This is a genomic window from Shewanella saliphila (genome assembly GCF_014648295.1).
Lineage (GTDB): Bacteria > Pseudomonadota > Gammaproteobacteria > Enterobacterales > Shewanellaceae > Shewanella > Shewanella saliphila.
Genome location: NZ_BMQV01000031.1, coordinates 1 through 21486 on the forward strand (window position 1 = coordinate 1; position 21486 = coordinate 21486).

Annotated in this window: 23 protein-coding genes and 2 pseudogenes; 10 read left to right on the forward strand and 15 right to left on the reverse strand. The window is 41.2% G+C overall.

What is annotated here, in order from left to right; genetic code table 11:
• The 9 genes and pseudogenes from IEY48_RS13905 to IEY48_RS13940 all read right to left on the reverse strand — a co-directional run.
• A partial coding sequence (locus IEY48_RS13905) for a transposase family protein (RefSeq protein ID WP_188921310.1) occupies positions 1-165 on the reverse strand: 165 nt, incomplete at its 3' end.
• Between the two features lie 198 nt (positions 166-363).
• Positions 364-1161, reverse strand: a complete 798-nt coding sequence (locus IEY48_RS13910) for a polyphosphate polymerase domain-containing protein (protein ID WP_188921312.1) — start codon at positions 1159-1161, stop codon at positions 364-366.
• A 297-nt stretch (positions 1162-1458) separates the two neighbouring features.
• Complete coding sequence (locus IEY48_RS13915; RefSeq protein WP_188921314.1) at positions 1459-2496, reverse strand: NAD(P)H-hydrate dehydratase; 1038 nt, start codon at positions 2494-2496, stop codon at positions 1459-1461.
• Between the two features lie 117 nt (positions 2497-2613).
• A pseudogene (locus IEY48_RS13920) lies at positions 2614-3153 on the reverse strand (amidohydrolase family protein); the annotation flags it as partial.
• Positions 3154-3424: 271 nt separating this feature from the next.
• A complete protein-coding gene (locus IEY48_RS20455) occupies positions 3425-3616 on the reverse strand; it encodes an amidohydrolase family protein (RefSeq protein ID WP_229786476.1) in 192 nt (63 codons plus the stop codon).
• 52 nt (positions 3617-3668) lie between these two features.
• A pseudogene (locus tag IEY48_RS20460) lies at positions 3669-3848 on the reverse strand (amidohydrolase family protein); the annotation flags it as partial.
• Positions 3849-4124: 276 nt separating this feature from the next.
• Positions 4125-4502 carry an amidohydrolase family protein gene (locus tag IEY48_RS13930; protein ID WP_188921316.1) on the reverse strand — a complete coding sequence of 126 codons (378 nt, stop codon included), beginning with the start codon at positions 4500-4502 and terminating at the stop codon, positions 4125-4127.
• 344 nt (positions 4503-4846) lie between these two features.
• Positions 4847-5998 (reverse strand): MFS transporter, encoded by a 1152-nt coding sequence (locus IEY48_RS13935; RefSeq protein WP_188921318.1) that lies wholly within the window; start codon positions 5996-5998, stop codon positions 4847-4849.
• A 124-nt stretch (positions 5999-6122) separates the two neighbouring features.
• Entirely contained in the window at positions 6123-6773 is a 651-nt protein-coding gene (locus IEY48_RS13940; protein ID WP_188921319.1) for a peroxiredoxin-like family protein, read from the reverse strand.
• 130 nt (positions 6774-6903) lie between these two features.
• Here IEY48_RS13940 and IEY48_RS13945 point away from each other — a divergent pair, with 130 nt between their 5' ends.
• Together IEY48_RS13945 and IEY48_RS13950 are read left to right on the forward strand one after the other, a co-directional pair.
• Positions 6904-7812 carry a LysR family transcriptional regulator gene (locus IEY48_RS13945; protein ID WP_188921321.1) on the forward strand — a complete coding sequence of 303 codons (909 nt, stop codon included), beginning with the start codon at positions 6904-6906 and terminating at the stop codon, positions 7810-7812.
• Positions 7813-7931: 119 nt separating this feature from the next.
• Positions 7932-9056: an acyltransferase family protein gene (locus tag IEY48_RS13950; protein WP_188921323.1), complete on the forward strand. Its 1125-nt coding sequence runs from the start codon at positions 7932-7934 to the stop codon at positions 9054-9056.
• Positions 9057-9077: 21 nt separating this feature from the next.
• On the opposite strand, the gene IEY48_RS13955 is transcribed toward IEY48_RS13950, so the two are convergent.
• The gene (locus IEY48_RS13955; protein ID WP_188921325.1) at positions 9078-10295 is read right to left on the reverse strand and encodes a cyclic di-GMP phosphodiesterase; all 1218 of its coding nucleotides are present in this window, start codon (positions 10293-10295) and stop codon (positions 9078-9080) included.
• A 365-nt stretch (positions 10296-10660) separates the two neighbouring features.
• Positions 10661-11443 (reverse strand): DODA-type extradiol aromatic ring-opening family dioxygenase, encoded by a 783-nt coding sequence (locus IEY48_RS13960; protein WP_188921327.1) that lies wholly within the window; start codon positions 11441-11443, stop codon positions 10661-10663.
• 127 nt (positions 11444-11570) lie between these two features.
• On the opposite strand from IEY48_RS13960, the gene IEY48_RS13965 reads away from it, so the two are divergent.
• Complete coding sequence (locus IEY48_RS13965; protein ID WP_188921329.1) at positions 11571-12473, forward strand: LysR family transcriptional regulator; 903 nt, start codon at positions 11571-11573, stop codon at positions 12471-12473.
• Positions 12474-12511: 38 nt separating this feature from the next.
• Positions 12512-13474, forward strand: coding sequence for a LysR family transcriptional regulator (locus IEY48_RS13970; RefSeq protein WP_188921331.1), 963 nt, complete (start codon positions 12512-12514; stop codon positions 13472-13474).
• On the opposite strand, the gene IEY48_RS13975 is transcribed toward IEY48_RS13970, so the two are convergent.
• The gene (locus IEY48_RS13975) at positions 13471-14094 is read right to left on the reverse strand and encodes a putative quinol monooxygenase (protein WP_188921333.1); all 624 of its coding nucleotides are present in this window, start codon (positions 14092-14094) and stop codon (positions 13471-13473) included. The genes IEY48_RS13970 and IEY48_RS13975 overlap by 4 nt on opposite strands.
• A 62-nt stretch (positions 14095-14156) precedes the next feature.
• Positions 14157-15164, reverse strand: a complete 1008-nt coding sequence (locus tag IEY48_RS13980) for a zinc-binding alcohol dehydrogenase family protein (RefSeq protein ID WP_188921335.1) — start codon at positions 15162-15164, stop codon at positions 14157-14159.
• Positions 15165-15409: 245 nt separating this feature from the next.
• On the opposite strand from IEY48_RS13980, the gene IEY48_RS13985 reads away from it, so the two are divergent.
• Together IEY48_RS13985 and IEY48_RS13990 are read left to right on the forward strand one after the other, a co-directional pair.
• Complete coding sequence (locus IEY48_RS13985) at positions 15410-16279, forward strand: AraC family transcriptional regulator (RefSeq protein WP_188921336.1); 870 nt, start codon at positions 15410-15412, stop codon at positions 16277-16279.
• A gap of 96 nt (positions 16280-16375) precedes the next feature.
• Positions 16376-17269, forward strand: a complete 894-nt coding sequence (locus IEY48_RS13990; protein ID WP_188921338.1) for a nuclear transport factor 2 family protein — start codon at positions 16376-16378, stop codon at positions 17267-17269.
• A gap of 75 nt (positions 17270-17344) precedes the next feature.
• Here the strand turns inward: IEY48_RS13990 and IEY48_RS13995 are convergent, their stop codons facing one another.
• Positions 17345-18226: a LysR family transcriptional regulator gene (locus IEY48_RS13995; protein WP_188921340.1), complete on the reverse strand. Its 882-nt coding sequence runs from the start codon at positions 18224-18226 to the stop codon at positions 17345-17347.
• Positions 18227-18311: 85 nt separating this feature from the next.
• Between IEY48_RS13995 and IEY48_RS14000 the strand changes: the two genes are divergently transcribed.
• From IEY48_RS14000 to IEY48_RS14015, 4 genes are all read left to right on the forward strand, one after another.
• A complete protein-coding gene (locus IEY48_RS14000) occupies positions 18312-18743 on the forward strand; it encodes a PACE efflux transporter (RefSeq protein ID WP_188921342.1) in 432 nt (143 codons plus the stop codon).
• 108 nt (positions 18744-18851) lie between these two features.
• The gene (locus IEY48_RS14005) at positions 18852-19259 is read left to right on the forward strand and encodes a phospholipase A2 family protein (RefSeq protein ID WP_188921398.1); all 408 of its coding nucleotides are present in this window, start codon (positions 18852-18854) and stop codon (positions 19257-19259) included.
• A 177-nt stretch (positions 19260-19436) separates the two neighbouring features.
• Complete coding sequence (locus IEY48_RS14010) at positions 19437-19907, forward strand: Dps family protein (protein ID WP_188921344.1); 471 nt, start codon at positions 19437-19439, stop codon at positions 19905-19907.
• 135 nt (positions 19908-20042) lie between these two features.
• Positions 20043-20813 (forward strand): fumarylacetoacetate hydrolase family protein, encoded by a 771-nt coding sequence (locus IEY48_RS14015; protein ID WP_188921346.1) that lies wholly within the window; start codon positions 20043-20045, stop codon positions 20811-20813.
• A gap of 47 nt (positions 20814-20860) precedes the next feature.
• Here the strand turns inward: IEY48_RS14015 and IEY48_RS14020 are convergent, their stop codons facing one another.
• Positions 20861-21448, reverse strand: a complete 588-nt coding sequence (locus IEY48_RS14020; protein ID WP_188921348.1) for a TetR/AcrR family transcriptional regulator — start codon at positions 21446-21448, stop codon at positions 20861-20863.
• Between the last annotated feature and the right edge of the window lie 38 nt (positions 21449-21486).

Below are 21486 nucleotides of genomic sequence, written 5' to 3' on the forward strand. Positions count from 1 at the left end.
ATGATGCCCAAGAATGTATTCACGAATATCAAACCAGCCTTTAGCGCCTGCGATAACGGCACATAGCGAACCAAACAGTACCTCAAAAAGGCAATAGGTCACTTTAGCCCCTTGACGCTGGTCTGTAATTGTTTGGAAATTCTCTTTGAAGTGGTCAATATGCATGGTGTGCTCCCGAAAAAAGGGAGTATAAGATCATAGCGAGATGTTAACGTCAAATAGTGCGTCGAATTGTTCGAAAAACGTTCACGATCTCGCCCTGCATTTTTATGAGTACGGAAATAACAGCCGTAACACAACATGACTATTGATATAAAATTTACTAAAAATAACACAATAAAGTCTGGGGTAATTTCGGTCATATTAATGATTCCATAATGCAGTATGTTGGTTAGATTGATTTAATGAGGAAAGCTTCATGAGTATAGGTTTAAAGCGATTGTATTTAATCGCTTGCTGTCGCAATAGTACACAGCCAATACAATATTTACTGAACGGCGTTGGCGTAAAATAATGTTGCGGTAATAATTGATAAAAAGGAGATCTTTTTGAATGTTTTTGTTGTTTTAATTCCACAATAAAAAAACCGTTTAAATCGATACGTTCTTCTCCTGCCGATGATTGATACCAAAGGTTAAAATCAATCGTGAGGCGCTCAGGTAAAGCTTCATTTGCAAGTGCAATACGTTGATAGCCCCCTTGTTGTGAAACCGACAGCTGAGTGAGGTCATAGCCTAAATGCTGCTGAATAAAAGAGTGGTTATTGTCATCTAAATGCACATTTTCATTACAACGAATACGACTTTTTATGGTGCGTTTGTGATTATTTTTAAATTTGACTTCGAGGTATTGTGTTTTTGTATCGAGGTAAGTGCGTTTACGCACTTTAAAGCGGTTTAATTTACCATTGTGATGGTCTTTATAAAAACTCATCTCTTGGGTATCAAAATATTGATTAAAATAATTTGATGTACGCTTGCCATTGATCTCTAAAACGCTGTAATGATGACGAGCGGCTTCGAGTAAATGAGGCAAAAATGCTAACGGTAAAATGAATTTAGAATCCACTCTATTTTGCAAGTTAGCATGTTGTAAGTCATCTAAATTATGACTGTCAAATGTTGATAGTAACTGCTCAATGTGGGGTGATATTATATTCATTTAAGACACTTATTATTATCGGTATTGTGTTTGTTTTTTAATTTTTATCGTTGATTTAAATTAAAAAAGTGATTAAGTTTTAATAATCCACGTTTAAATGTGACCAATATTAAATCAATGTTAAGTGTACAAAGATATTGTGCAGAAAATATGATGTAAGTGTGGAGAAAAGCTGAAGATGTATGGCGCCATTCAATTGATTAGGTATTTTACTGTTATTATCTGTTGTTACATAGTTAAAGCCGTGAGTGACTCATCATCACTCACGGCTTATTAATGGCAGGGGCTAAATAGTTATTAATTTACGGGCGTAATAGCTGCAATTTGCTTAATGGCTTGTGGGATATATTCAAGTAAGTCACTGGCAAGCACCGAATATTCGCTTAAAGCTTGTGCGGCTAAATCACCACTTAAACCATGCAAATATACCCCAAGACAAGCTGCATTTAATGGGCTAAGGCCTTGAGCACAAAACCCGCCAATAATGCCCGTTAACACATCGCCGCTGCCTGCTTTCGCGAGAGCATTATTACCGGTGGGATTTATAAACGCGTATTCACCGTCGCTTATTACGGTGTTGTAACCTTTTAACAGTACAATGGTGTGTAATTGCTTTGCTGCCAGTGTTGCGTAGTGCACGCGATCGGATTGGATTTCCTCTACGTCAATATTAAGTAAGCGTGCCAGCTCTTTAGGGTGTGGGGTAATAATACTGTTTTCAGGTAATTTAAACGGTGTTTGTGGGTTACGTTGTGAATGATGTAAAAAATGGCTGATAAAATTGAGCGCATCAGCGTCAAATACCATGCTTTGGCTGCGAGTTTGTAGAGCGTCAAGTAAGGCGAAGAAAAACCCATGATTACCCTCGGCAACTGCCATGCCGCTGGCTGGTGCAGTTGAGGCGTTAAACTCATCTTTACTTTGACCAATACTCAGGCCACTGCCAACGGTGATTACTGAGGTTTTCTCTAGTAAATCGTGTAACTGCAGTACCGCTTTTTCATCAATAGATTCAGTGTCGATTGATTGTAATTCGATAGACACAGAATCAGTCATTTGCGGACTAAATTCGGCGTAAATAACGGGCCGAGTCGGTAATGGCCGCATGACTATGTTGGGCGTTAATGCGCTTACGCTTTGACAAACACCAGGACTACTGGCCAGTGTCACATAACCTGCGCCAGTTCTCAGTGCAGATAAACTCGATAAATACGCTGCGCCGCGATAATGCATTGAGCCTGCAATATTCAGTACATGGCCAAAGGTTGCTTTATGGCTATTATCAGGGCGCTCAGGTAACAGTGAGGTGATGTATTCTTTAGTGAGAGTTTGCATATTTGCGCCCTAAAATGAATATCTGACATTAACCTTAACATAAGCGTGGTCATTTTTTGTGCGCTAACGCATAAAATGACAACAAGGTAAGCTGTTGTCATTTATGCATATTAAGCTTTATCTAGGGTTAAGTGTATCGCGTTGATACACCGACTTACCCGCAACATACGTTTCAAAGATGTTACGGTCATCACCCAGCATGATAAGCGCAAACAGTTTGTCTTCAATGCCACTTGAGTAGCTAAAACGCAGCTGTTGTAAATCGGTTGCGGCCCAGTCTAACACCACAAAATCGGCTTCTTTACCGGGGATAAAGTTACCCACTTTGTCGTCGATGCTTAGTGATCTTGCTCCGCCTAAGGTGGCCATGTACAAACCTTTAAATGGCGACAGTTTTTTACCTTGTAACTGCATGACTTTGTAAGCTTCGTTTAAGGTTTGCAGCGGTGAAAAACTGGTGCCAGCACCCACATCGGTACCTAAACCAACACGTACCTTTTTACTGTCTGCGGTGGTTAAATCAAATAAGCCACTGCCTAAAAACAAGTTAGAGGTCGGGCAAAAAGCAATCACTGAATCAGTTTGTTGAAAGCTGTCCCATTCTTTGTCGGTTAAATGAATGGCATGGGCAAAAATGGATTTTTTACCAGTTAAGCCATAATGGTCATATACCCAATCAACTTGAAGATACGTGTTTCAGAGCTTCATCGTGTTTTCAATACTAGGCGCGTTAATGCGGTAATGTAGGTACCTTATAAATTAACGTAACAACGTAGTGGAAGCACGGTGAAACTCCCAAAGGGCAAGTTTTACACGCGTTTATGCTGCGGCTTTTGTTAATTTAGTTGATTTTGGAAAGGGAATAACCATTACCAGCAATCAATGCCTTGTCTAAACGCGTGTAAATTCTTGCTGAAATCGAGCATCTTCAGGTTGTTTGGGTATGCACATCAAAGTAGCCTTCACGTTCAGGAAATAATGATTTTACCCAGGCTATTTCGTCTTTGTTTTCAGATAAATGAGTATGCACATACACATCTGGGTATTGGGCTTTTAATTGACCCGCAAGTTGTAATTGTGCAGGCGTATTGCAAACGGCCTTTATTGTGCCAATTTTCAATGAGGTTCTTTGAGTCCTGGTAGCTTGACTCTGGCGTGTCGAGTAACTCCGCTGGAGCATTGCGATCCATCATGACTTTACCAGCAATAAGGCGCATGTTTTTTGCTAATGCCGTTTCAAATAACGCATCAACAGACTGCGGATGAACCGTACCAAACACTAATGCTGAGGTGGTGCCATTTTTGAGTAATTGGTGGATAAAAAACTGCGAAATTTTACGCGCATGGTCAATGTCACTAAATTGCTCTTCAGTGGGAAAATATACCCAATCAACTTGAAGATACGTGTTTCAGAGCTTCACCGTGTTTTCAATACTAGGCGCGTTAATGCGGTAATGTAGGTACCTTATAAATTAGCGCAACAACGTAGTGGGAACACGGTGAAACTCCCAAAGGGCAAGTTTTACACGCGTTTATGCTTCGTTATTGATTTTGGAAAGGGAACAACCATTCCCCGCAATCAATGCCTTGCCTAAACGCGTGTAAATTCTTGCTGAAATCGAGTATCTTCAGGTTGTTTGGGTATTGGTATTCAACCAGGTTAATAGCTGTTCGCCGTATGCGGCAATCATTTGAGTTTGAGCGTAATGGGTGTGAGTGTCGATAAACCCCGGAATAATTAATTTACCTCGTTTGTCGATAATCGATGAGTATTGCTGCGCTGTTTGAGCGTCAAACGCTGTTAATGTTTTAATGTGACCATTTTCAATCACTAATAAGCCATCTTCAAGGTATTGGTAAGCATCAAAAATATTGTTTACTTGAGTAGGGTCTTGTAGGAAATGAAGAAAGCTTGAGCGAATGACGGTGGTATCAGCCATAGCAGATGATGATGATGATAAAAGTGCAGCACTCACATGCGCCGCAGAGGCGGTGTTTTTAGACATAAATACTCCATTTAATTGACAGATATAAATGGTTTTTGACTTGAGTATTCAAGCCCTTGTCAACAGAGTATTCCAACCGAAAACCATTAAAAGCATCCAGACTAAAGCCAGAACTGTGCCAAGCTGATATCAGGCAGTTTTAATGATTTTATAAGGCTAAACGTGGTTTGTATGTCGTTGTTTCTCACCAAATGAGGGATGCTGTGCACCAAAGTGATTCAATAGTATAAAACCTTGGTATGTCATCAACATCGTTTATTACTGGTTAATTGGCACATATAAACACCTTAACCGGTTAATGTCATCGCCATGCTAATGACGATGACATAGGATTATTTTGATCGTTAAGCCGTTTGCGAATCGAGGTGAGAACCGCGTTGTTTAATTACCAATACTATCGCGACTAGGGCGGCTAATATCATGCTGGTATAAAAACTCGCTGCGACTCCACCAGGAATAAACTCAACAAAAGAGGTAATAAACTGCCCGCCAAACACGGCCATGGTAAAATAAGATAAATTTTTACCTCTAACATTGGCCGCACTTTTCTCTACTGTCATATGGTTAAGTAAAGGAATGCTAAAACCAAAGCCTACTCCCGCAAACACTGAACCAACCATTAACAATGGCAAGCCATTGGTGTTGGCAAAAACAATATGAGCTAGGGCGTAAGCTGCAAATGCAACCGCGAGTAAATACGTTGTACTCATGTATTTGACCACTTTTGGTATAAAATGCGCTGCAACAACGGCAACCAATGAGATAAACGCTAATACATTGCCCACTATTGCCTCGTTAAAGCCTTGTTGTGCCATGCTATTTGGCAATTGAACAATGGCGGTAAAAAACACCACCATTGCCAATGTGGCAAATAGATACACTTGCTTAAGTGACAAGCCTTGTTGAGCCTGCGGAGCATTACCTTGTGTTTCATCGCTGAGAGAGGGGGATTTACGTGGCACAAACAGCAACAGCATCAGCAAAAATAACCAAGCAACTAAGTATAAACTTAACGGATAAGCCCAATATAAGCTGGCAAGTTTGCCGCCCATAAATAAAAATAATACTCCGCCAAGTTCAATCGCCATGCCTTGTTTGGCAATCATGCTCAGGCGTTCATTACCCACATACCACTGCGAAATCAATACCGTACTGCTTGCCATCACCACGGCCGTAATGCCGCCTAATAAAATACGGTTAGACAAGACAAACCAGGGGCCTTGTAGCCAATATACGGCAAATCCTAAGGCGCCATACAGTATCAAACCGATGATAAGTGAGCGATAAGCGCCAAATTTATCAATTGATTTACCTGCGAGTGGGGCAAATATTACCGCGCCTAATGCCGGAAATGTCACCAACCATACCGCATATTCATTGATGCCCAAGGCATTGGATATACTGATTAACCCGGGCGCAACAAGGGCACCAACCATAATGGTGAGGCTAGCGATACACAATAGCGTATAACTGCCCAATTTAGATAAATGAGTCATGGGTATTACCTGTGAAATAGTCAACAATGGACAATTCAATCAATGGTCCATTCAATCAATGGTTAGATAGAAACGACCTTGCGAATGTGTGTCTTGTGCCAGGTCGTTTGATTAAGACAGGACGTTAAGTTAATGCTTTTAGTGCGTCGATAATGTCGTCTGGCTCTGAGCGGGTACGGTAATCTACATCAACAAAACGCCAAGCAATCTTGCCCGCACGGTCAATCACAAATGTTGCCGGGATAGGTAATATTGCGCCGTTGCCATTGTTAATAGCGTCTAAATCGAGGTTACGATCCACGCGCATATGCTCACTCAGAAACGCCGGGACTTGCCACGCTACGCCAAATTGCGCCGCGATTTTTGCGTCTTGATCTGACAACACTTCAAAATCCATATTGCTGATTTCATCTTGGGTCATTGACCCGTCTGGAATTTGAGGACTAATTGCAACAAGCTGTGCACCTAGGGCGTTAATATCACTTAAACGTGCTTGCAATGCGCGCAGTTGTAAATTGCAATAAGGGCACCAATTGCCTCGGTAAAATGTCACCACAACCGGGCCTTTTTGCAATAAATTGGCCAGTGAAACGGCTTGGCCATTTGCATTGGGAAGTGAAAACGTAGGTGCGTTTTGCCCAAGTGTTAAGGCGTCGTTACCTTGTTGAAACGATTTTGACTGGGCTATTATCTCGTCAACCTTTTGCATAAAGGCAGGGTTCTTTTGTCTTCCTTCTGCGACTTTTGCTTCTGTTTGCTGTTGTAAGCTTTGCATCGTGTTTTCCTATCGCTTAAGGCTATATTACAGCCTGTAATCTTATTGGTTGTAGAATAAACACAAACAAGCCATAACAAAAATGTTATTATTTGATGGAATCTATAGCAAAAACGCATAGGGGTGTGGTGTGGATATTAAATTGCTTAATAGTTTTATCAGTGTGGCAGCACATCAAAGCTTTTCTGGCGCGGCGCGCGAGCTAAATACCGTGCAACCCGCCATTAGTCGGCATATTGCGATGCTGGAAGATGAGCTTGGCGTTTTATTGTTTATTCGTAACTCACGTGAAGTGATGATCACGACAGCAGGTGAGCAATTACTGCATGATGCCAAACAGATTATAGCTTTGGCAGAAAAAGCAAAAAGCCAAGTAAAGCGAGCAGAGCAAGGACAAGTGGGCGAGTTAAAAATTGCCTATTTAAGTTCTGCCTGCTTAAGTTTTATGGCCGACCTAATTCGCAGTTACTCGCAGTTATACCCAGATGTGCATGTCAGCTTATTTGAGATGACCGCGACAGAACAAATAGAAGCATTTAAGCAAAATAGTATTGATGTGGGTTTTTCTCGGCCATTACCCACAGGTATTCAAGATGAATTTAGCAGTAAAGATATCTATATCGACAAGCTTGTGGCCGTTGTGGGAGCACACCACCCTTTAGCACAATACACTCAAATCGCATTGAGCCAGTTACAGCAACAAAAATTAATCATATTCCATCGAGATGAAGCAGTCGGCTTGTTTGATGACACTATCATGATGTGTAAACAAGCAGGGTTTTCAGCCAATATCGTGAGTCAGCCTCGGCATATGCAAACCTTATTAACCGAGGTGGCCGCAGGCATAGGCGTCGCCATTGCGCCGTATTGTATTAGTAAATTATACAGTCAAGGCTGCCACTTTTTAACACTTACTGATGCGCATAAATCCATTGCGACGCAGTTGCATGTCAAGTCAACTAATCACAGCGCCACGGTCGATGCCTTTGTGGCGCTAGTCATTGCTAATCAACCAAGCATTGCAAAAAGTATGGCCTAATAAAAACTGTGGTGATGTTGCTGTAAGCTACTTATGCCCTAAAATAGCCTTATGCCGATAGTTATCGGCATACTATCACGGCAATAATTACACGAATAAGCCAGAGGAAGGCATTGATTATGGACAAGGCTTTACCCCAAAGTAGACGTTATTCTGAGCTTGATTGGTTACGGGTGATATTAATTTTTGCTGTTTTTTGGCATCATGTCTTTATGCCATTCAATGGTGATGGCTGGCATGTTATGAATAATGAGTCCAGCAAAGTGCTTGACGATATTATGGTTTACTTTGAACAGCTTAGACTGCAAACGTTATTTTTTATTGCAGGGGCTGGTAGTTTATTGTTACTGCAAAAAATGTCGGCAAAGTCGTTTATGATCAGTAAATTTCATCGGTTATTTATACCATTACTGGTGGGGATGATATTGATTGTACCGCCGCAAAACTATGTCGAAAATATCGCCGATTATGACTCATTGTTATCGGCTTATGGCCAACTTATGTGGTCGTTTGATAACAATCATTTATGGTTTATCGAGTTTCTGTTGATTTTTATGTTACTGGCTATACCGTTTAAACGCTTTTTAGATGGCGCAACGGGGACTGTGTGGCTTAAGTGGCTTGAACGTCTGAGTCAGTCGCCATATGGGTTACTGTCGTTAGGGCTGGTGTTAGTCATAGTGAGAGGGGGGGCAAAATACCAGATTCCTGATGACAGCCATTATATTGAAAACCTGTCATTGAGTTTGTTTTATCTGTTTTTCTTTTTAGCAGGCATGAGTTTTATATACAGCGGGCAGATTTGGCAAACATTGGCTTTGCATCGTCGCACCTATTTAATCAGTCTACTCATTAGCTCGTTACTCTTTTATGCATATTACTATTCGCCAGACTTAAGCCCGTATTTGTCATTAACGGCTCGGTGGCAAATTTGGTGGTGGGTGTGCACCATGGTGTCGTGGTCGGGGTTATTAACCATGGTAGGGTTTGCCAGTGCGTACATTAACAGAACACCAACCTGGCTACAGCAAACCAATGAGCTCATTTACCCATTTTATATTTTGCATCAAACCGTCATTGTGATGTTGGCGTTTTATATCGTGCAGTGGCAAGCGGGAATAATGGTTAAATCGCTCAGTTTACTTGTTAGCGCCTTTATTATTTGTGCAGCGCTGTGTTATTGGGTCATAAAACCTTTTAACCTGATGCGCTATTTATTTGGCCTAAAAAAGGTCAGTCGTTGAGTCTTTTTACTCAATAAAATCCTAACCCTCGTGGGCCAGAAACTCGATTATTTGTTCCATATTGAGATTGTAATCGTCAGCTCGAACGCATTTGACAATTAAATCGTCGGTGACAGTCGCCAGGTCAATCTTTTGGCTAACTTCAAAGTGATCCGGCTTTAAATGATAAAACGGTTTCACTAATGGGCGGATAGGATCTTTAGGATTATGACCTTGTACAATGGCCAGTCTATTCGATTCTAACTGCACCACAGAGCCGACAGGGTAAACCCCCATACAGCGAATAAATTCGTCGACTAAATCTTTGTCGAGTTCATTTTTGTCTGCCAGCGCCCGCAATATGCTAAAGGCTTTAACCTGAGCATAACCTTCTTTATAGCAACGGTGTGATGTCAGCGCATCGAAAATATCGCAAATACTGATCATTCTGCCATATATGGTAATTTTCTCAGCAGGGACGCCAAAAGGATAGCCTTCACCGTTGAGTTTTTCATGATGTAAACTGGCGACTTCAAGACTTAATGGACTGATACCCGGGGTGCTTTTCATGATCTCAATAGAGTAACTGGCATGAGTTTTCATAATATGAAACTCATCTTCAGTCAGTCGATCGGGTTTATTTAAGATCCGGTCAGGGATCATGATTTTACCCACATCATGCAAAAATGCGCCAACCGCTAATTGATTAACAATGTCCTTGTCGATTTTTTTATACACCGCAAACATGGTCATCAATACTGACACTGATACCGAATGCTCCAATAAATATTCGTCTTTATTGCGGATGTTAATCACGCACGACAGAGCATTAGGGTTGTTAAAAATCAGGTCGGTAGATTCTGTGGTAATTTTTTGTACCGGGTCCATGTCTAATGGCAAACCATGCTGCGCATTATGAAACAGCTTTTTTTGAATATCTTTTGATTCGTTAAACACCTGGCGCGCTCTAACGATTTCTTGATTAAAGAAATTAGGTTTGGTTATTGGGCGTGCGGGTGGTACTTGTTGAGGTGGCTTAACCGTTGGACGGCTGACTTCTGGCTGAGTTTGTTCGTCAATGATTTCAGCTTTACTCGTATCAATTAATAATTTAGTAACCGATTTACGTTTTAATGCCTCAATAACACGTTCACTTTTAAGCACGCCTGGCTTGGTCAGTGTAAATGTATCTTTAGGCTCGGTGATTTCGACCACATACATCCCAACTCGTACGTCAGTAATGTCATGTTCAATCAGCATAGATCGGTTCCTTGAGGCTATTAATCAACATCAAATATATCAACGACTTTGTCTCTATATGTGTACGCTATGTTACAAGATAACTCATTTGATAAAGTAATATAAGCGAAATTATACGAGGTTACGTGAGCTTTTAGGTAAAACTCAAAAAAGTATTATTGAGTGATGTGAATCAATGGTATTTAGCAACATATATTTTGAGTTTATGCTGATTTACGCACGATATCCATCAGCATTGTAAAATTGTAATTTATTTGTAGTATTTTTGTTCAGTAAAGTCAATTTGTATCATTAATACAGTTATTTAATGTTATTGATGCATTCTCAATTTTGAGGAAAATATCGAGTTGATATATTCTAATCGCTTAAGAAAATGAATAGGCATTAAGCGCTAATAATCCATACTCAACGTCTTGGTGTATTTTGTTAGCTCGAGTATTGCCACTTGCACCAAGTACCGACATTAACGGTAAAAAATGCTCCTGAGTTGGGTGGTTAAACTTGGCATGCGGAGCAAGTTGTTGGTAGTTCAGTAAAGACTCAATATCATTATTTACCAGCTTGTCTTCAACCCAATGCCTAAACTGGTTCATCATGTCGACCCCATTAACGGTTTTAGTGCGCTTAAATACCTCGGCTAAATTATGGCTTATCCCGCCCGAACCTATAATAAGAATATTGTCATGCTTTAGTGAGGCTAATAATTGGCCATATCGATAGTTTTGTGTAGCTCCAAGTCCCGTGTTAATTGAAATCTGTACGATGGGAATATCGGCCTGTGGGTACATTAACCTGAGTGGGATCCACACACCATGATCCCAGCCTTGTTGGCTGTCTAACTTGGCATTGATATTGGCGTCGGCAAACAGTGTGGCAATACGTTGGGCAAGTTTTGGTGCCCCGGGTGCAGGGTAACGGATTTGGTAAAGCTCATCTGGAAAATGATAAAAATCGTGAATAGTCTCAGGCTGCTGCCCAGCAGTAATGATCACATCGTGTTTAACATCAAAATGGGCAGAAAACACCACAATGGCACTCGGTGTTGGAATCGCTAGGCCTAATTGTTGTAAAAACCGTGACGTTTGGCTTTTTTCTACTGCCATCATCGGCGAGCCGTGCGATATAAAAAGTGGTTTTTGCTGTGTCATATCATGAGCCTCATATTGGTTGTGCCGAAAGGGCGACTTTACACCTGTGCGAATCACTATATTGTTAACCTATATAAAGATAAATATGCTAAAAAGAGATAAACAATCAACAGTATGTTGTTAATCAATGGATAAACTCGACACCATGCGGGCCTTTTTGACCGTAGTGCAAGAAGGGGCATTTACTAAAGCGGCCGATAAATTAGCCGTTTCGCCACAATTGGTAAGTAAATACATTTCGGCTTTAGAGAAAAGCTTACAAACCCGATTATTGCATCGCACCACGCGCCGCTTAAGCTTGACTCAAGCGGGCAGTGACTATTATCAACGCTGCCTGCAAGTGATTGCTGATATTGATGAAATGGAGAGTCGTTTAACCGAGCATGCTCAAGTTGTCTCGGGGACCTTAACCATTAGTGCACCTATGTCGTTTGGTACCTTGCATTTACCTCAACTATTGATGGGGTTTCAGCAGCGTTATCCGCAAATCAAATTGAAAATCACCTTAACAGACATCAAAGTTGATATTGTTGATGAGGGGGTGGATGTGGCGATGCGTATTGGACAACTGGCTGACTCGTCATACATTTGTAAAAAAGTAGCGCCAATCAATATCGCGATTATGGCTTCACCAGATTATCTTGCTGCACGCGGGTTACCTAAAACGCCGGCTGAATTACAGCATCATCACTATTTGAAGTATGTATATTCTGATGATGCAATGCTGTTTTCTGGGTTTGATAACATGCGTCATACTATTGATTTTAATGATAACTTAATTGCCAATAATGGTGAGTTGCTGGTGAATACTGCAATATTAGGCGGCGGTATTGTCATTCAACCAACGTTTATTGCGGGTAAGGCTCTCGCCGAGGGTAAGTTAGTGCGTATTTTACAAGGTTATGAACCTAAGCCTGTCGGTTTGTATATGGTGTATGCAAATCGGCAATATTTAGCGCCTAAAGTGGCCTGTTTTATTGAGTTTGTTAGCCAATATTACTCAACGCCGCCATCTTGGGACCAAGTGTAAAATCGAGGTTAACAGCTTTTATTTTTTAGGAATTTATTATGTCTTTGACTAATCAGCTTGGGTTATTTGTTGATGTTGTACAACAGGGATCGTTTGCCAAGGCGGCGTTGCTGCACGACATGGATAATTCGTCATTGTCGAAACAAATTAAAAAGCTCGAGTCGACACTCGGTGTGCAGCTGCTTAATCGCTCTACACGTTCGTTTGCGTTAACCTCAGCGGGAGAAGATATTCTCACCCAAGCACATATTTTACTGAACACCTTAGACGATATTCAAAACATTGCCGACTCTTACCAGTCTGAACCTAAAGGGATTATTCGGATAACCTCGTCCATCTTTTTTGGTCAACATTATTTGCAGCCAGTGATTAGTCAGTTTATGAAACGTTATCCTCACGTCAAAGTGACGTTGTCTTTAGATGACCGTAAAGCCGATATTATTTCCGACCATTTTGATGTGGCTTTTAGAATGGGGCGCTTAGCGGAGTCAAATTTAATTGCAAAAAAGATCGCCAAAACTCACTTTGCAATAGTGGCCTCCAAAGATTTTATCGAGCGTTATGGTATGCCTACCACGCCAGAGCAACTGATAACCCTGCCAGCGGTGATTTATAGTAATGGTGAATCGTCCATAGATGTGATGCGATTAAGTACGCATCCTCATGGCGAGCAGTTTAAAAATTATAAGATGCAAGGCAATTTAAAGGTCAGTGATGTCAGTTCGATGATTGCCGCGGTGGCAGATGGTTTGGGCTATACCGTGATTGATTTGTTTAACTTAGAAAAGCCGATTGCGGAATTTAATTTAGTGCCGTTGTTAACTGACTATAGTTTGTCGACGATGGATACCGGCATTTACGCCGTGTATCCTCATCGCAAACAAACATTATTGGTTAGCGAATTTATTAAAGCGGTGCAAGAGTATATTGGCACACCGCCATTTTGGTTATCGCACATACCTAACTATAAGCAACTTTATAACGGCTCAAATAAACCTTAAGCCAACGCTTTTACAAAATGCATATACTGTTTTAAGTCGCCTTCAACGGCTTGTGCCAATAATGCTCCGGTGGTTTTGGCATAAGGTTGGTTGAAGTGTATATCCCATACGTCTGACTCTTTACGCCAATGCTCGTAAACCACGAGGGTGTTGGCCTCTTCTTCGGTGGTGTACAAATCAAACAATAAGCAGCCAGCTTCTTGGCGAGTATGCTCAATATGGTTTTCAAATTGCGCCAATATTGGTTGACGAAACTCCGCGTTAACCGGAAATATAAAAAAGATTGAAAATATATCGTCTTCAGGATTTGCCGGCTTAACGGTAACCGGTGCAGGCTGTGTATCGTGCAAATTATGAATCTGTGGTGGCTGTGCCAATACGTCGCCCAATATACTTAACAAATGTTGGGTATAAGGCTGTTGGCGATGACATTCCATTGCTGCAGCGTCTTGCCAGCGTTCATAAGCAAAAAACACATTTGGGTCTGCCTTGTCGGTAAAAATATCGATATTGATATTACCGGGTTCTTGACGAGTGCCTTCGATGCTGGCCAATAACACATTGGTCATGTTTTGCTGATGTTCAGGTTTAACCGTAAATTTAATGAGTTGAGTTAACATATTTTGCTGCCTAGTCATATAATAATTGCCGATAAAGTTAACGGGCAGTGCCCGTTAGTCATTTAAAATCCCGCTAAAACAATTTTACCTTTAGCTTGTTGGGTCTCTAGACGTTGGTGGGCACGACGTAAATTTTCGGCATTAATCACACCATAATGTTCGCCAACTGTGGTCTTGATTTGGCCGTTATCAATTAATGTCGCAACATCATTTAGCAGTTGATATTGCGCTTGCATGTCATCGGTTTTAAACAGTGAACGAGTGAACATCAGCTCCCAGTGTATTGAAATGCTCTTCATTTTAAATGGCACTACGTTTAAGGTTTCTGGGTCATCAATTAACGCAAATTGACCTTGAGGCTTAAGCACTTTTTCAATTTCTTCAATGTGCTCAGAAGTGTTATTTAAACTCACCACATAATCCACTAGTGGCAGTTGTTGCTCGGTTAATTGTTCACTGAGCTTATGGCGATGGTTAATAATATGGTCAGCGCCTAAATCTTCGAGCCATGACACGGTTTCTGGGCGTGATGCCGTGGCAATAATGTTCAGCTTGGTCAGCTTTTTAAGTAGCTGAACCATAATAGATCCAACGCCACCGGCAGCACCAATCACTAGAATATTTTTGTTGGCATTGTCTTTATCCACGTTAAGGCGGTCAAACAATAACTCCCATGCGGTAATGGCAGTTAACGGCAATGCTGCGGCTTCATCAAAAGACAATGTTTTCGGCATATGGCCCACAATGCGCTCATCCACTAACTGATATTCTGCATTGCTGCCTGCACGGCTAATATCGCCGGCATACCACACTTTGTCACCAGGCTTGAATAAACTCACATTGTCACCAACAGACTTAACAATACCTGTCGCGTCAAAACCTAATATTTTCCATTCACCTTCTGGAGCCGGCATACCTTGGCGAATTTTAAAGTCGGCAGGGTTAACGGATATTGCTTTCACCTCAACTAAAATGTCGTGGCCTGTTGCTACAGGAGTGTCTAATTGAATATCTTGTAGCGACAATGGATCGTTAACCGGTAAGTTTTGTTGATATGCAATGGCTTTCATAATGGATTCTCTTACTGATGAAAAAATAATAAAGGCAACAGGTCGTGCTTATCGCCGTTGATGGCACCATTATCCAAATATAGCGGAGGGCAAACAGAGTCAATAGAACCAATGATTATGGATTTAAATGTCCATAATAAATGCCGTTTTATGTTTATTGCCAGTTTTTGGGGGATGTTTTCGAGAATGGATAAAGCGTAAAATAAGCCAACTAAGCGTCGTTTAATTGAAATGTTGAGTGTTGTATGACCATTCCTAATATTGGTTTTAATCACGATAAAACTAATCAGGCAGAACTTGAGATCATTGAACTGTCTAATTTGTATACTCGCTCTATGATAGAGCATGATCCTCAAGCACCACATCGCGTGTCATTTTTTATGCTGATTTATATTGAGCAAGGTGAGGGCGAACATATGGTCGATTTTAACCATTATCGCTTTGGGCCGGGATCATTGATTTTTGTGCAGCGCGAACAAGTGCATAGCTTTGACTTTTCGGGGCAACCTCAAGGAAAGGTAATACTGTTTACCCAGGCTTTCTTAGATAAAGTGCATGCCAATATGCGCTTACCTAACTACACGCCTACACATTTAAATCAGCAACATAACCCTATATTGCAGCTCGACAGCACTCATCATGCGCGCAGTCATATTTTAATTGATCAAATTCAAACTGAAATAAACACGCCGGCCTCAGAACCGCTTATTGTCATGTATTTATTTTCAGCGCTAGCCTTGTTATTGCACCGTTTACGTCCTGCATTAAGCCACGACAATTTATCTGTTGAGCAGAGCAGCAAGCTAGCACGTTTTTTCAGTTTAATGCAGCAGCATGTACAACAGGTGCGCGATGCAAATTGGTATGCAGGCAAAATCCATACAACCTATAAAACCCTCAATCAAATCTGCAAGCTGGCAACAGGCTTAACTGCCAAACAGATGATAGATGCCTACACCATTGTTGAAATAAAGCGTCGCCTTGTGGTGAGCAAAACCACGACTCAACAATTAGCCAATGATTTTGGCTTTGAAGACAGCAGTAACTTTATTAAATACTTTAAAAATCAAACCGAACTGACTCCAAGCCAATTTATGAAACACCATTTGTCTTAAAAGGTTCGACTTTGACCATTTTAAGGCTCATTTACACTCTACTGACAAACTGGCGAGCCTTATAAACTGTCCTCATTGAAACCAGAGGACTTAATCATGAATAACGTATCAAGCAACAAATTAACAAACAAATCAGTCACAAGCGCACTTGTTAGCAGCGTATTGCTCGGCAGTGTTGTATTAACGAGTGCTTGTGCTACCACCACAGAGCCAACACAAACAAATTACAAGCAACAAGTGGTTGAGTTAGTCAGCAGCATTGAAACCGGCGACCCAGCGCCGATTGGCTATATCAACCCTAACAAATACATTCAACACAACTTAGGGGTTGCAGATGGCTTAGCCGGTTTTGGTGCGGTAATGCAGCAGTTACCTAAAGGCAGCGCAAAAGCCCAGGTTAAGCGTGCATTCCAAGACGGTAACTATGGGGTTACGCACACCGAATATAACTTTTTTGGCCCAAAAGCCGGCTTTGATATTTTCCGCTTTGAAGACGGTAAAATTGTGGAGCATTGGGACAATCTACAAGCCATCGCCGCTGCAAATCCAAGTGGTCATAGCCAGTTTGACGGTGCAACAGCAGTGACGGATTTAGACAAAACAGAGCAAAATAAATCCTTAGTGGCGGATTTTGTAAACACCATTTTGATTAAAGGTGATATGGCCAAAATAGGCCAATTTATTGGTAGTGAAGATACCGATTATATTCAGCATAACCCGAATATTGGCGACGGCTTAAGTGGCCTAGGCAAAGCCTTAGGTGAGCTCGTTAAAATGGACATGCCAATGGTGGTAAAAACCAATCATAAAGTGCTTGGCGAAGGTAACTTTGTGTTGTCGATTAGCGAAGGCACATTTATGCAACAACATGTGGCATTTTATGATTTGTTCCGTGTTGAAAATAACATGATTGTGGAACATTGGGACACCGTTGAAACCATTCCTGCTCAAACTGACTGGAAAAACAGTAACGGTAAATTTGGTTTTTAACCGCCAATGAGTTATGTACTACATTTGATAAAACACAGGCCGCTTATCGCGGCCTGTGTTTTTTATGCACACTTTTTATGGCGTCAGCAATTGCCTTAACGAATGCCTAAATTGCTTAAACATTGGCTCAAGGCTGTATCGGTGATGCTGGATCACATCGACATTGGCATGCCAGCCCATATCATTAAACTCGCTGGGCAATAATACCAGTTGACCATTGTTAACATATTCATTGGCAATATGGTTGGGCAGTAAACACCAACCATTGCCCTGTAATGTCAGTTCAAGCAGCACATAATAGTTGTCTGCGTACCAAATGTCTGGGCTTAAGGCGAGTTGAAAGTCACTCGATTTGTTATTACGCGAGCGCATTAGCAATTGCCTATGCAACTTAAGGTTGGCCAGATTATTGACTTGTTGTTGAGCTAGCGGGTGAGCGCTCGCAACATAAATATCAAACTTGATCGAACCAATGGATTCATAATCAATGTGAGAAGGCAGTGACAACTCACTAAAAATAATTCCTGTCACGGCTCTATCTGTGTCAATCAAGTCGACAATATCAATGCTCGATGCGGTAAAAAACTCCAGTGCAGTATTGGGAAAGTCGATTTCTAGTTGATTAACCATACTGGAGAGTTTTTGAAAGGGAATGCCTTCATCTAAACCAATGGTGAGCTCAGAAATAAACGGTTTATCGAGATGTTGGGCGCAAGAACGTAACCGTTGATGTTGCGCTAATAACACTTGCGCATGAGATAAAAGCTTTTCTCCTGCCTGTGTTAATTGAGGATAACGGCCGCTGCGGTCAAATAGCGCTGCATTGCAGTCTATTTCAAGGTTTATAACATGTTGGCTCACCACAGATTGCGCTTTATTAAGTGAACGCGCCGCTGATGAAAAAGAACCCGTTTTAGCTGTTGCAACAAACGCCTCAAGTTGATCAATGCTATACATATCGCTTTTCCAGATAGTATCTAACTATTAAGTATCCTTATATTGGATGATAATTAGCTAAACGTCACCAATAATTGAGCTTAGTATGCAAACAAAAGAGAGAATATTTCACGCCGTGTCTTTTGAGATATTGGCGGCAGCCATCATTGTCCCTGTGAGTGCAGTATTAATGGATAAAAGCACTACAGATATGTTGGTGGTCAGTATTGGTTTGTCACTTCTTGCGGTGATGTGGAACTACGTCTACAACATTTGGTTCGACAAGCTGTTGGGTAGCGACCGAATTAATCGTACATTATCAATGCGTATCGTTCATGCTACGGGTTTTGAAGGCGGCTTGTTAGTGGTAACCCTGCCATTAGTATCCTGGTATTTAAGTTTAAACCTTATCGATACCTTGATGCTGGAAGGTGGCGTGTTATTGTTTTTCTTTGTTTATACCGGTGTGTTTAATTGGGCCTACGATATTTATCAACCTTACCAGCGCTGGTTTGGTAAAAGCTTAAGCATTAACTGAAATAGGAGTCGATGCAATGTCGATTCCATTATGGCATCATAACTGGGTTTTTAATCTTGCAAGGTGCCAAGCGTAATGCATTATCGTCTAAGTGTATTGTTACTTTCTATGCTCGTCTTGATGTGCCCAATTCACTTTGCGCGCGCTGATACTTTAGCGCCGTTTACCAGCGACGGTTGCAGTGTATTTCCTGATGGCACCTTTGAACAGGGTGAATTATGGCTTGGTTGCTGTCAAAAACATGACTTTGATTATTGGAAAGGCGGAACGTTTGATGAGCGACTGGCTTCAGATAAAGCGTTGCGAGTATGTGTTGCTAAAGTTGGCCAGCCACAAATTGCCTTATTGATGTTAGCTGGGGTGAGGGTTGGTGGTACACCGTACTTGCCTACTCAATTTAGGTGGGGCTATGGCTGGCCTTATCCAAGAGATTATGGCGCATTAACTGCCGATGAACTCAAACAAGTCGAGTTATTATCGACAAACACATTAATCCACACAATCTCACAAAAATAGATTAAAAATTGTAAATTTAACAGTTTTTTTGATTTTTAGATGATCTATTATCGACACAGTGAAGTATAAATAAGCAGATTTAGACAATATTGCGCCAAAGGCGACAGAGATCACTATTTCGCTTGCAGTATGCGTTGTATTGTCTTGTTGATTAATTCATCAAAATAAGGAGTTAACATGACAGACATTGATATTGGTATCAAAAAGGATGACCGCCTTAAAATCGCAGAAGGCCTAAAAAGTTTGTTGGCCGATTCATATACACTTTATTTGCAAACTCACAACTTCCACTGGAATGTCACTGGAATTCATTTCCGCGAATTACATCTTATGTTTGAAGAGCATTACACTGAGCTTGCCACCGCAGTGGATGATATTGCAGAGCGTATTCGGACCCTTGATGTTGCCGCGCCTGGTACTTATAAAGAATTTGCTCGTTTGAGTTCAATTAAAGAGGTTGAAGGTGTACCGTCTTCAGCTGATATGGTTGATTTACTGACAAAAGGCCATGAGCAAGTGGTAAAGACCTCGCGTGAAGTGCTTAAGTTAGCCCAGGCCGCTGATGATGAGTCAACGTCAGCGTTAGTGTCTGACCGTATGCGTATACATGAAAAAACCGCATGGATGTTACGCGCAACCCGCAAGTAACTTAACCTCAATTCAGATTAATAATATTAAAATGATTTTAGAACCGTTGGCTTACCGCCAACGGTTTTTATTTGGCGCTAGAAAAAGCCAATCAAACCCGTTAATGTATGATTTTTATTTTATGATGATGCAGCCGTGACCGACAACACACACCTTACTGAACTCGCTAAACACTTATTTGCGCAACGAAATCACGCAAATCCTAACGCCCATTTTGACGCTTTTACTGCACAAAATATTGACCAGGCCATCACTGTTCAACAGAAAATGATTGAGTTAAATGGTCATATTGCCGGCTGGAAATGCCTTGTGCCACAAGCAAACGATCAACTTATTGTGGCACCGATTTTACAAGCCGCTGAGCGTGGTCAGCAGTGTGGCATTATCCCAACATTCAAAAGTGAACAGGCTTTAGCATTAATAGAGCCAGAAATTGCCTTTATCTTAGGTGAGGATATTGAGCCTTATCGACACTATAGTCATCAAGAAATTGACAGTGCTATTAGCGCGACACATATGGCATTAGAGTTAATTCAAAATCGTTTTAGCCGCGACAGTCAACCAAGCTATTTGCAAAAATTGGCTGACGGTTTAAGTAACCAGGGTGTGTATATTGGCCCACAAATTCCTAAGTCGGTCGCTTATCAAGCAAGCCATGTTGATGTTGTGGTAACTGCAAATAATCAACAGCAGTCTTTTAACGGTAAGCATCCGTGTGAACTGCCGCAATTACCTGTGTATTGGATGATTAACTACTTAGCACAAAAGGGCATAAAACTCAGTGCAGGGCAGGCGATTATTACCGGTTCCTATTGCGGAGTGGTCAAAGTGCCGATGGCGACAGAAGTCAGTATTGAATATAAAGACATTGGTCAATTTAGCGTCAGCTTTGTTGATGCATTTTAGGCTGTAGGTGTGGTTATAGATGAAAAAAAAGCGCCTGAGGCGCTTTTTTATTGTGCTTCTAATTGAGTAAAAAACTCTTCAAGCTGTTGGTTAACCGTGTCGGTATCGCCAGTGGCTTTTAAATACGAACGTAAGCCAATAATGTGAACCTGGAGTTTTTTAGCTATTTTTTGTTTATCAAACTCTGCAGACAAATCACCTTGCTGTTGCGCTTGCTCAACAATATTCGCAAAACGGTTTTCAACTTGGGTGAGTAAATCTTTTGCGATATCGAGCGTTTCTTGATGCGATTCATCAAGCTCTGCAAGCGTGCGCATCACCATACATAATTCACTGGGTACTTGTGCACTACACGGCACAATTAAGCCGCGAAGATACTGCTTTAACCCATCCCAGGCGTGGTCATGTTGGGCTAATTGCTCATTAAGAACACGTGCTGATGTTTGAGCATAATTAATTAATGTTTGATGAAACAAATCGGCTTTGCTACCGAATGCGGCATAAATACTACCAGGTCGCATGTCCATGGTAGTTTGAATTTCACGCGTAGAAGTTGCTAAAAAACCTTTTTGCCAAAATAGATTTTTTGCTTTTTCAAGTACATCGTCGCGATCAAATTTTGAAATATTAGCCATGAGCCCCTCTTTTGTTATCACTTCATTTTACGATATCG

What these genes read in the sequence shown, in the direction of transcription:
- IEY48_RS13985 (WP_188921336.1), top strand. Translation starts at nt 15,410, where the DNA reads ATGACCATTCCTAATATTGGTTTTAATCACGATAAAACTAATCAGGCA.
- IEY48_RS13935 (WP_188921318.1), bottom strand. Translation starts at nt 5,998, where the DNA reads ATGACTCATTTATCTAAATTGGGCAGTTATACGCTATTGTGTATCGCT.
- IEY48_RS13930 (WP_188921316.1), bottom strand. Translation starts at nt 4,502, where the DNA reads ATGTCTAAAAACACCGCCTCTGCGGCGCATGTGAGTGCTGCACTTTTA.
- IEY48_RS14005 (WP_188921398.1), top strand. Translation starts at nt 18,852, where the DNA reads ATGCTCGTCTTGATGTGCCCAATTCACTTTGCGCGCGCTGATACTTTA.
- IEY48_RS13975 (WP_188921333.1), bottom strand. Translation starts at nt 14,094, where the DNA reads ATGTTAACTCAACTCATTAAATTTACGGTTAAACCTGAACATCAGCAA.
- IEY48_RS14020 (WP_188921348.1), bottom strand. Translation starts at nt 21,448, where the DNA reads ATGGCTAATATTTCAAAATTTGATCGCGACGATGTACTTGAAAAAGCA.
- IEY48_RS13955 (WP_188921325.1), bottom strand. Translation starts at nt 10,295, where the DNA reads ATGCTGATTGAACATGACATTACTGACGTACGAGTTGGGATGTATGTG.
- IEY48_RS13965 (WP_188921329.1), top strand. Translation starts at nt 11,571, where the DNA reads ATGGATAAACTCGACACCATGCGGGCCTTTTTGACCGTAGTGCAAGAA.
- IEY48_RS13915 (WP_188921314.1), bottom strand. Translation starts at nt 2,496, where the DNA reads ATGCAAACTCTCACTAAAGAATACATCACCTCACTGTTACCTGAGCGC.
- IEY48_RS13960 (WP_188921327.1), bottom strand. Translation starts at nt 11,443, where the DNA reads ATGACACAGCAAAAACCACTTTTTATATCGCACGGCTCGCCGATGATG.
- IEY48_RS13910 (WP_188921312.1), bottom strand. Translation starts at nt 1,161, where the DNA reads ATGAATATAATATCACCCCACATTGAGCAGTTACTATCAACATTTGAC.
- IEY48_RS13980 (WP_188921335.1), bottom strand. Translation starts at nt 15,164, where the DNA reads ATGAAAGCCATTGCATATCAACAAAACTTACCGGTTAACGATCCATTG.
- IEY48_RS13995 (WP_188921340.1), bottom strand. Translation starts at nt 18,226, where the DNA reads ATGTATAGCATTGATCAACTTGAGGCGTTTGTTGCAACAGCTAAAACG.
- IEY48_RS14000 (WP_188921342.1), top strand. Translation starts at nt 18,312, where the DNA reads ATGCAAACAAAAGAGAGAATATTTCACGCCGTGTCTTTTGAGATATTG.
- IEY48_RS13970 (WP_188921331.1), top strand. Translation starts at nt 12,512, where the DNA reads ATGTCTTTGACTAATCAGCTTGGGTTATTTGTTGATGTTGTACAACAG.
- IEY48_RS13940 (WP_188921319.1), bottom strand. Translation starts at nt 6,773, where the DNA reads ATGCAAAGCTTACAACAGCAAACAGAAGCAAAAGTCGCAGAAGGAAGA.
- IEY48_RS13950 (WP_188921323.1), top strand. Translation starts at nt 7,932, where the DNA reads ATGGACAAGGCTTTACCCCAAAGTAGACGTTATTCTGAGCTTGATTGG.
- IEY48_RS14010 (WP_188921344.1), top strand. Translation starts at nt 19,437, where the DNA reads ATGACAGACATTGATATTGGTATCAAAAAGGATGACCGCCTTAAAATC.
- IEY48_RS13990 (WP_188921338.1), top strand. Translation starts at nt 16,376, where the DNA reads ATGAATAACGTATCAAGCAACAAATTAACAAACAAATCAGTCACAAGC.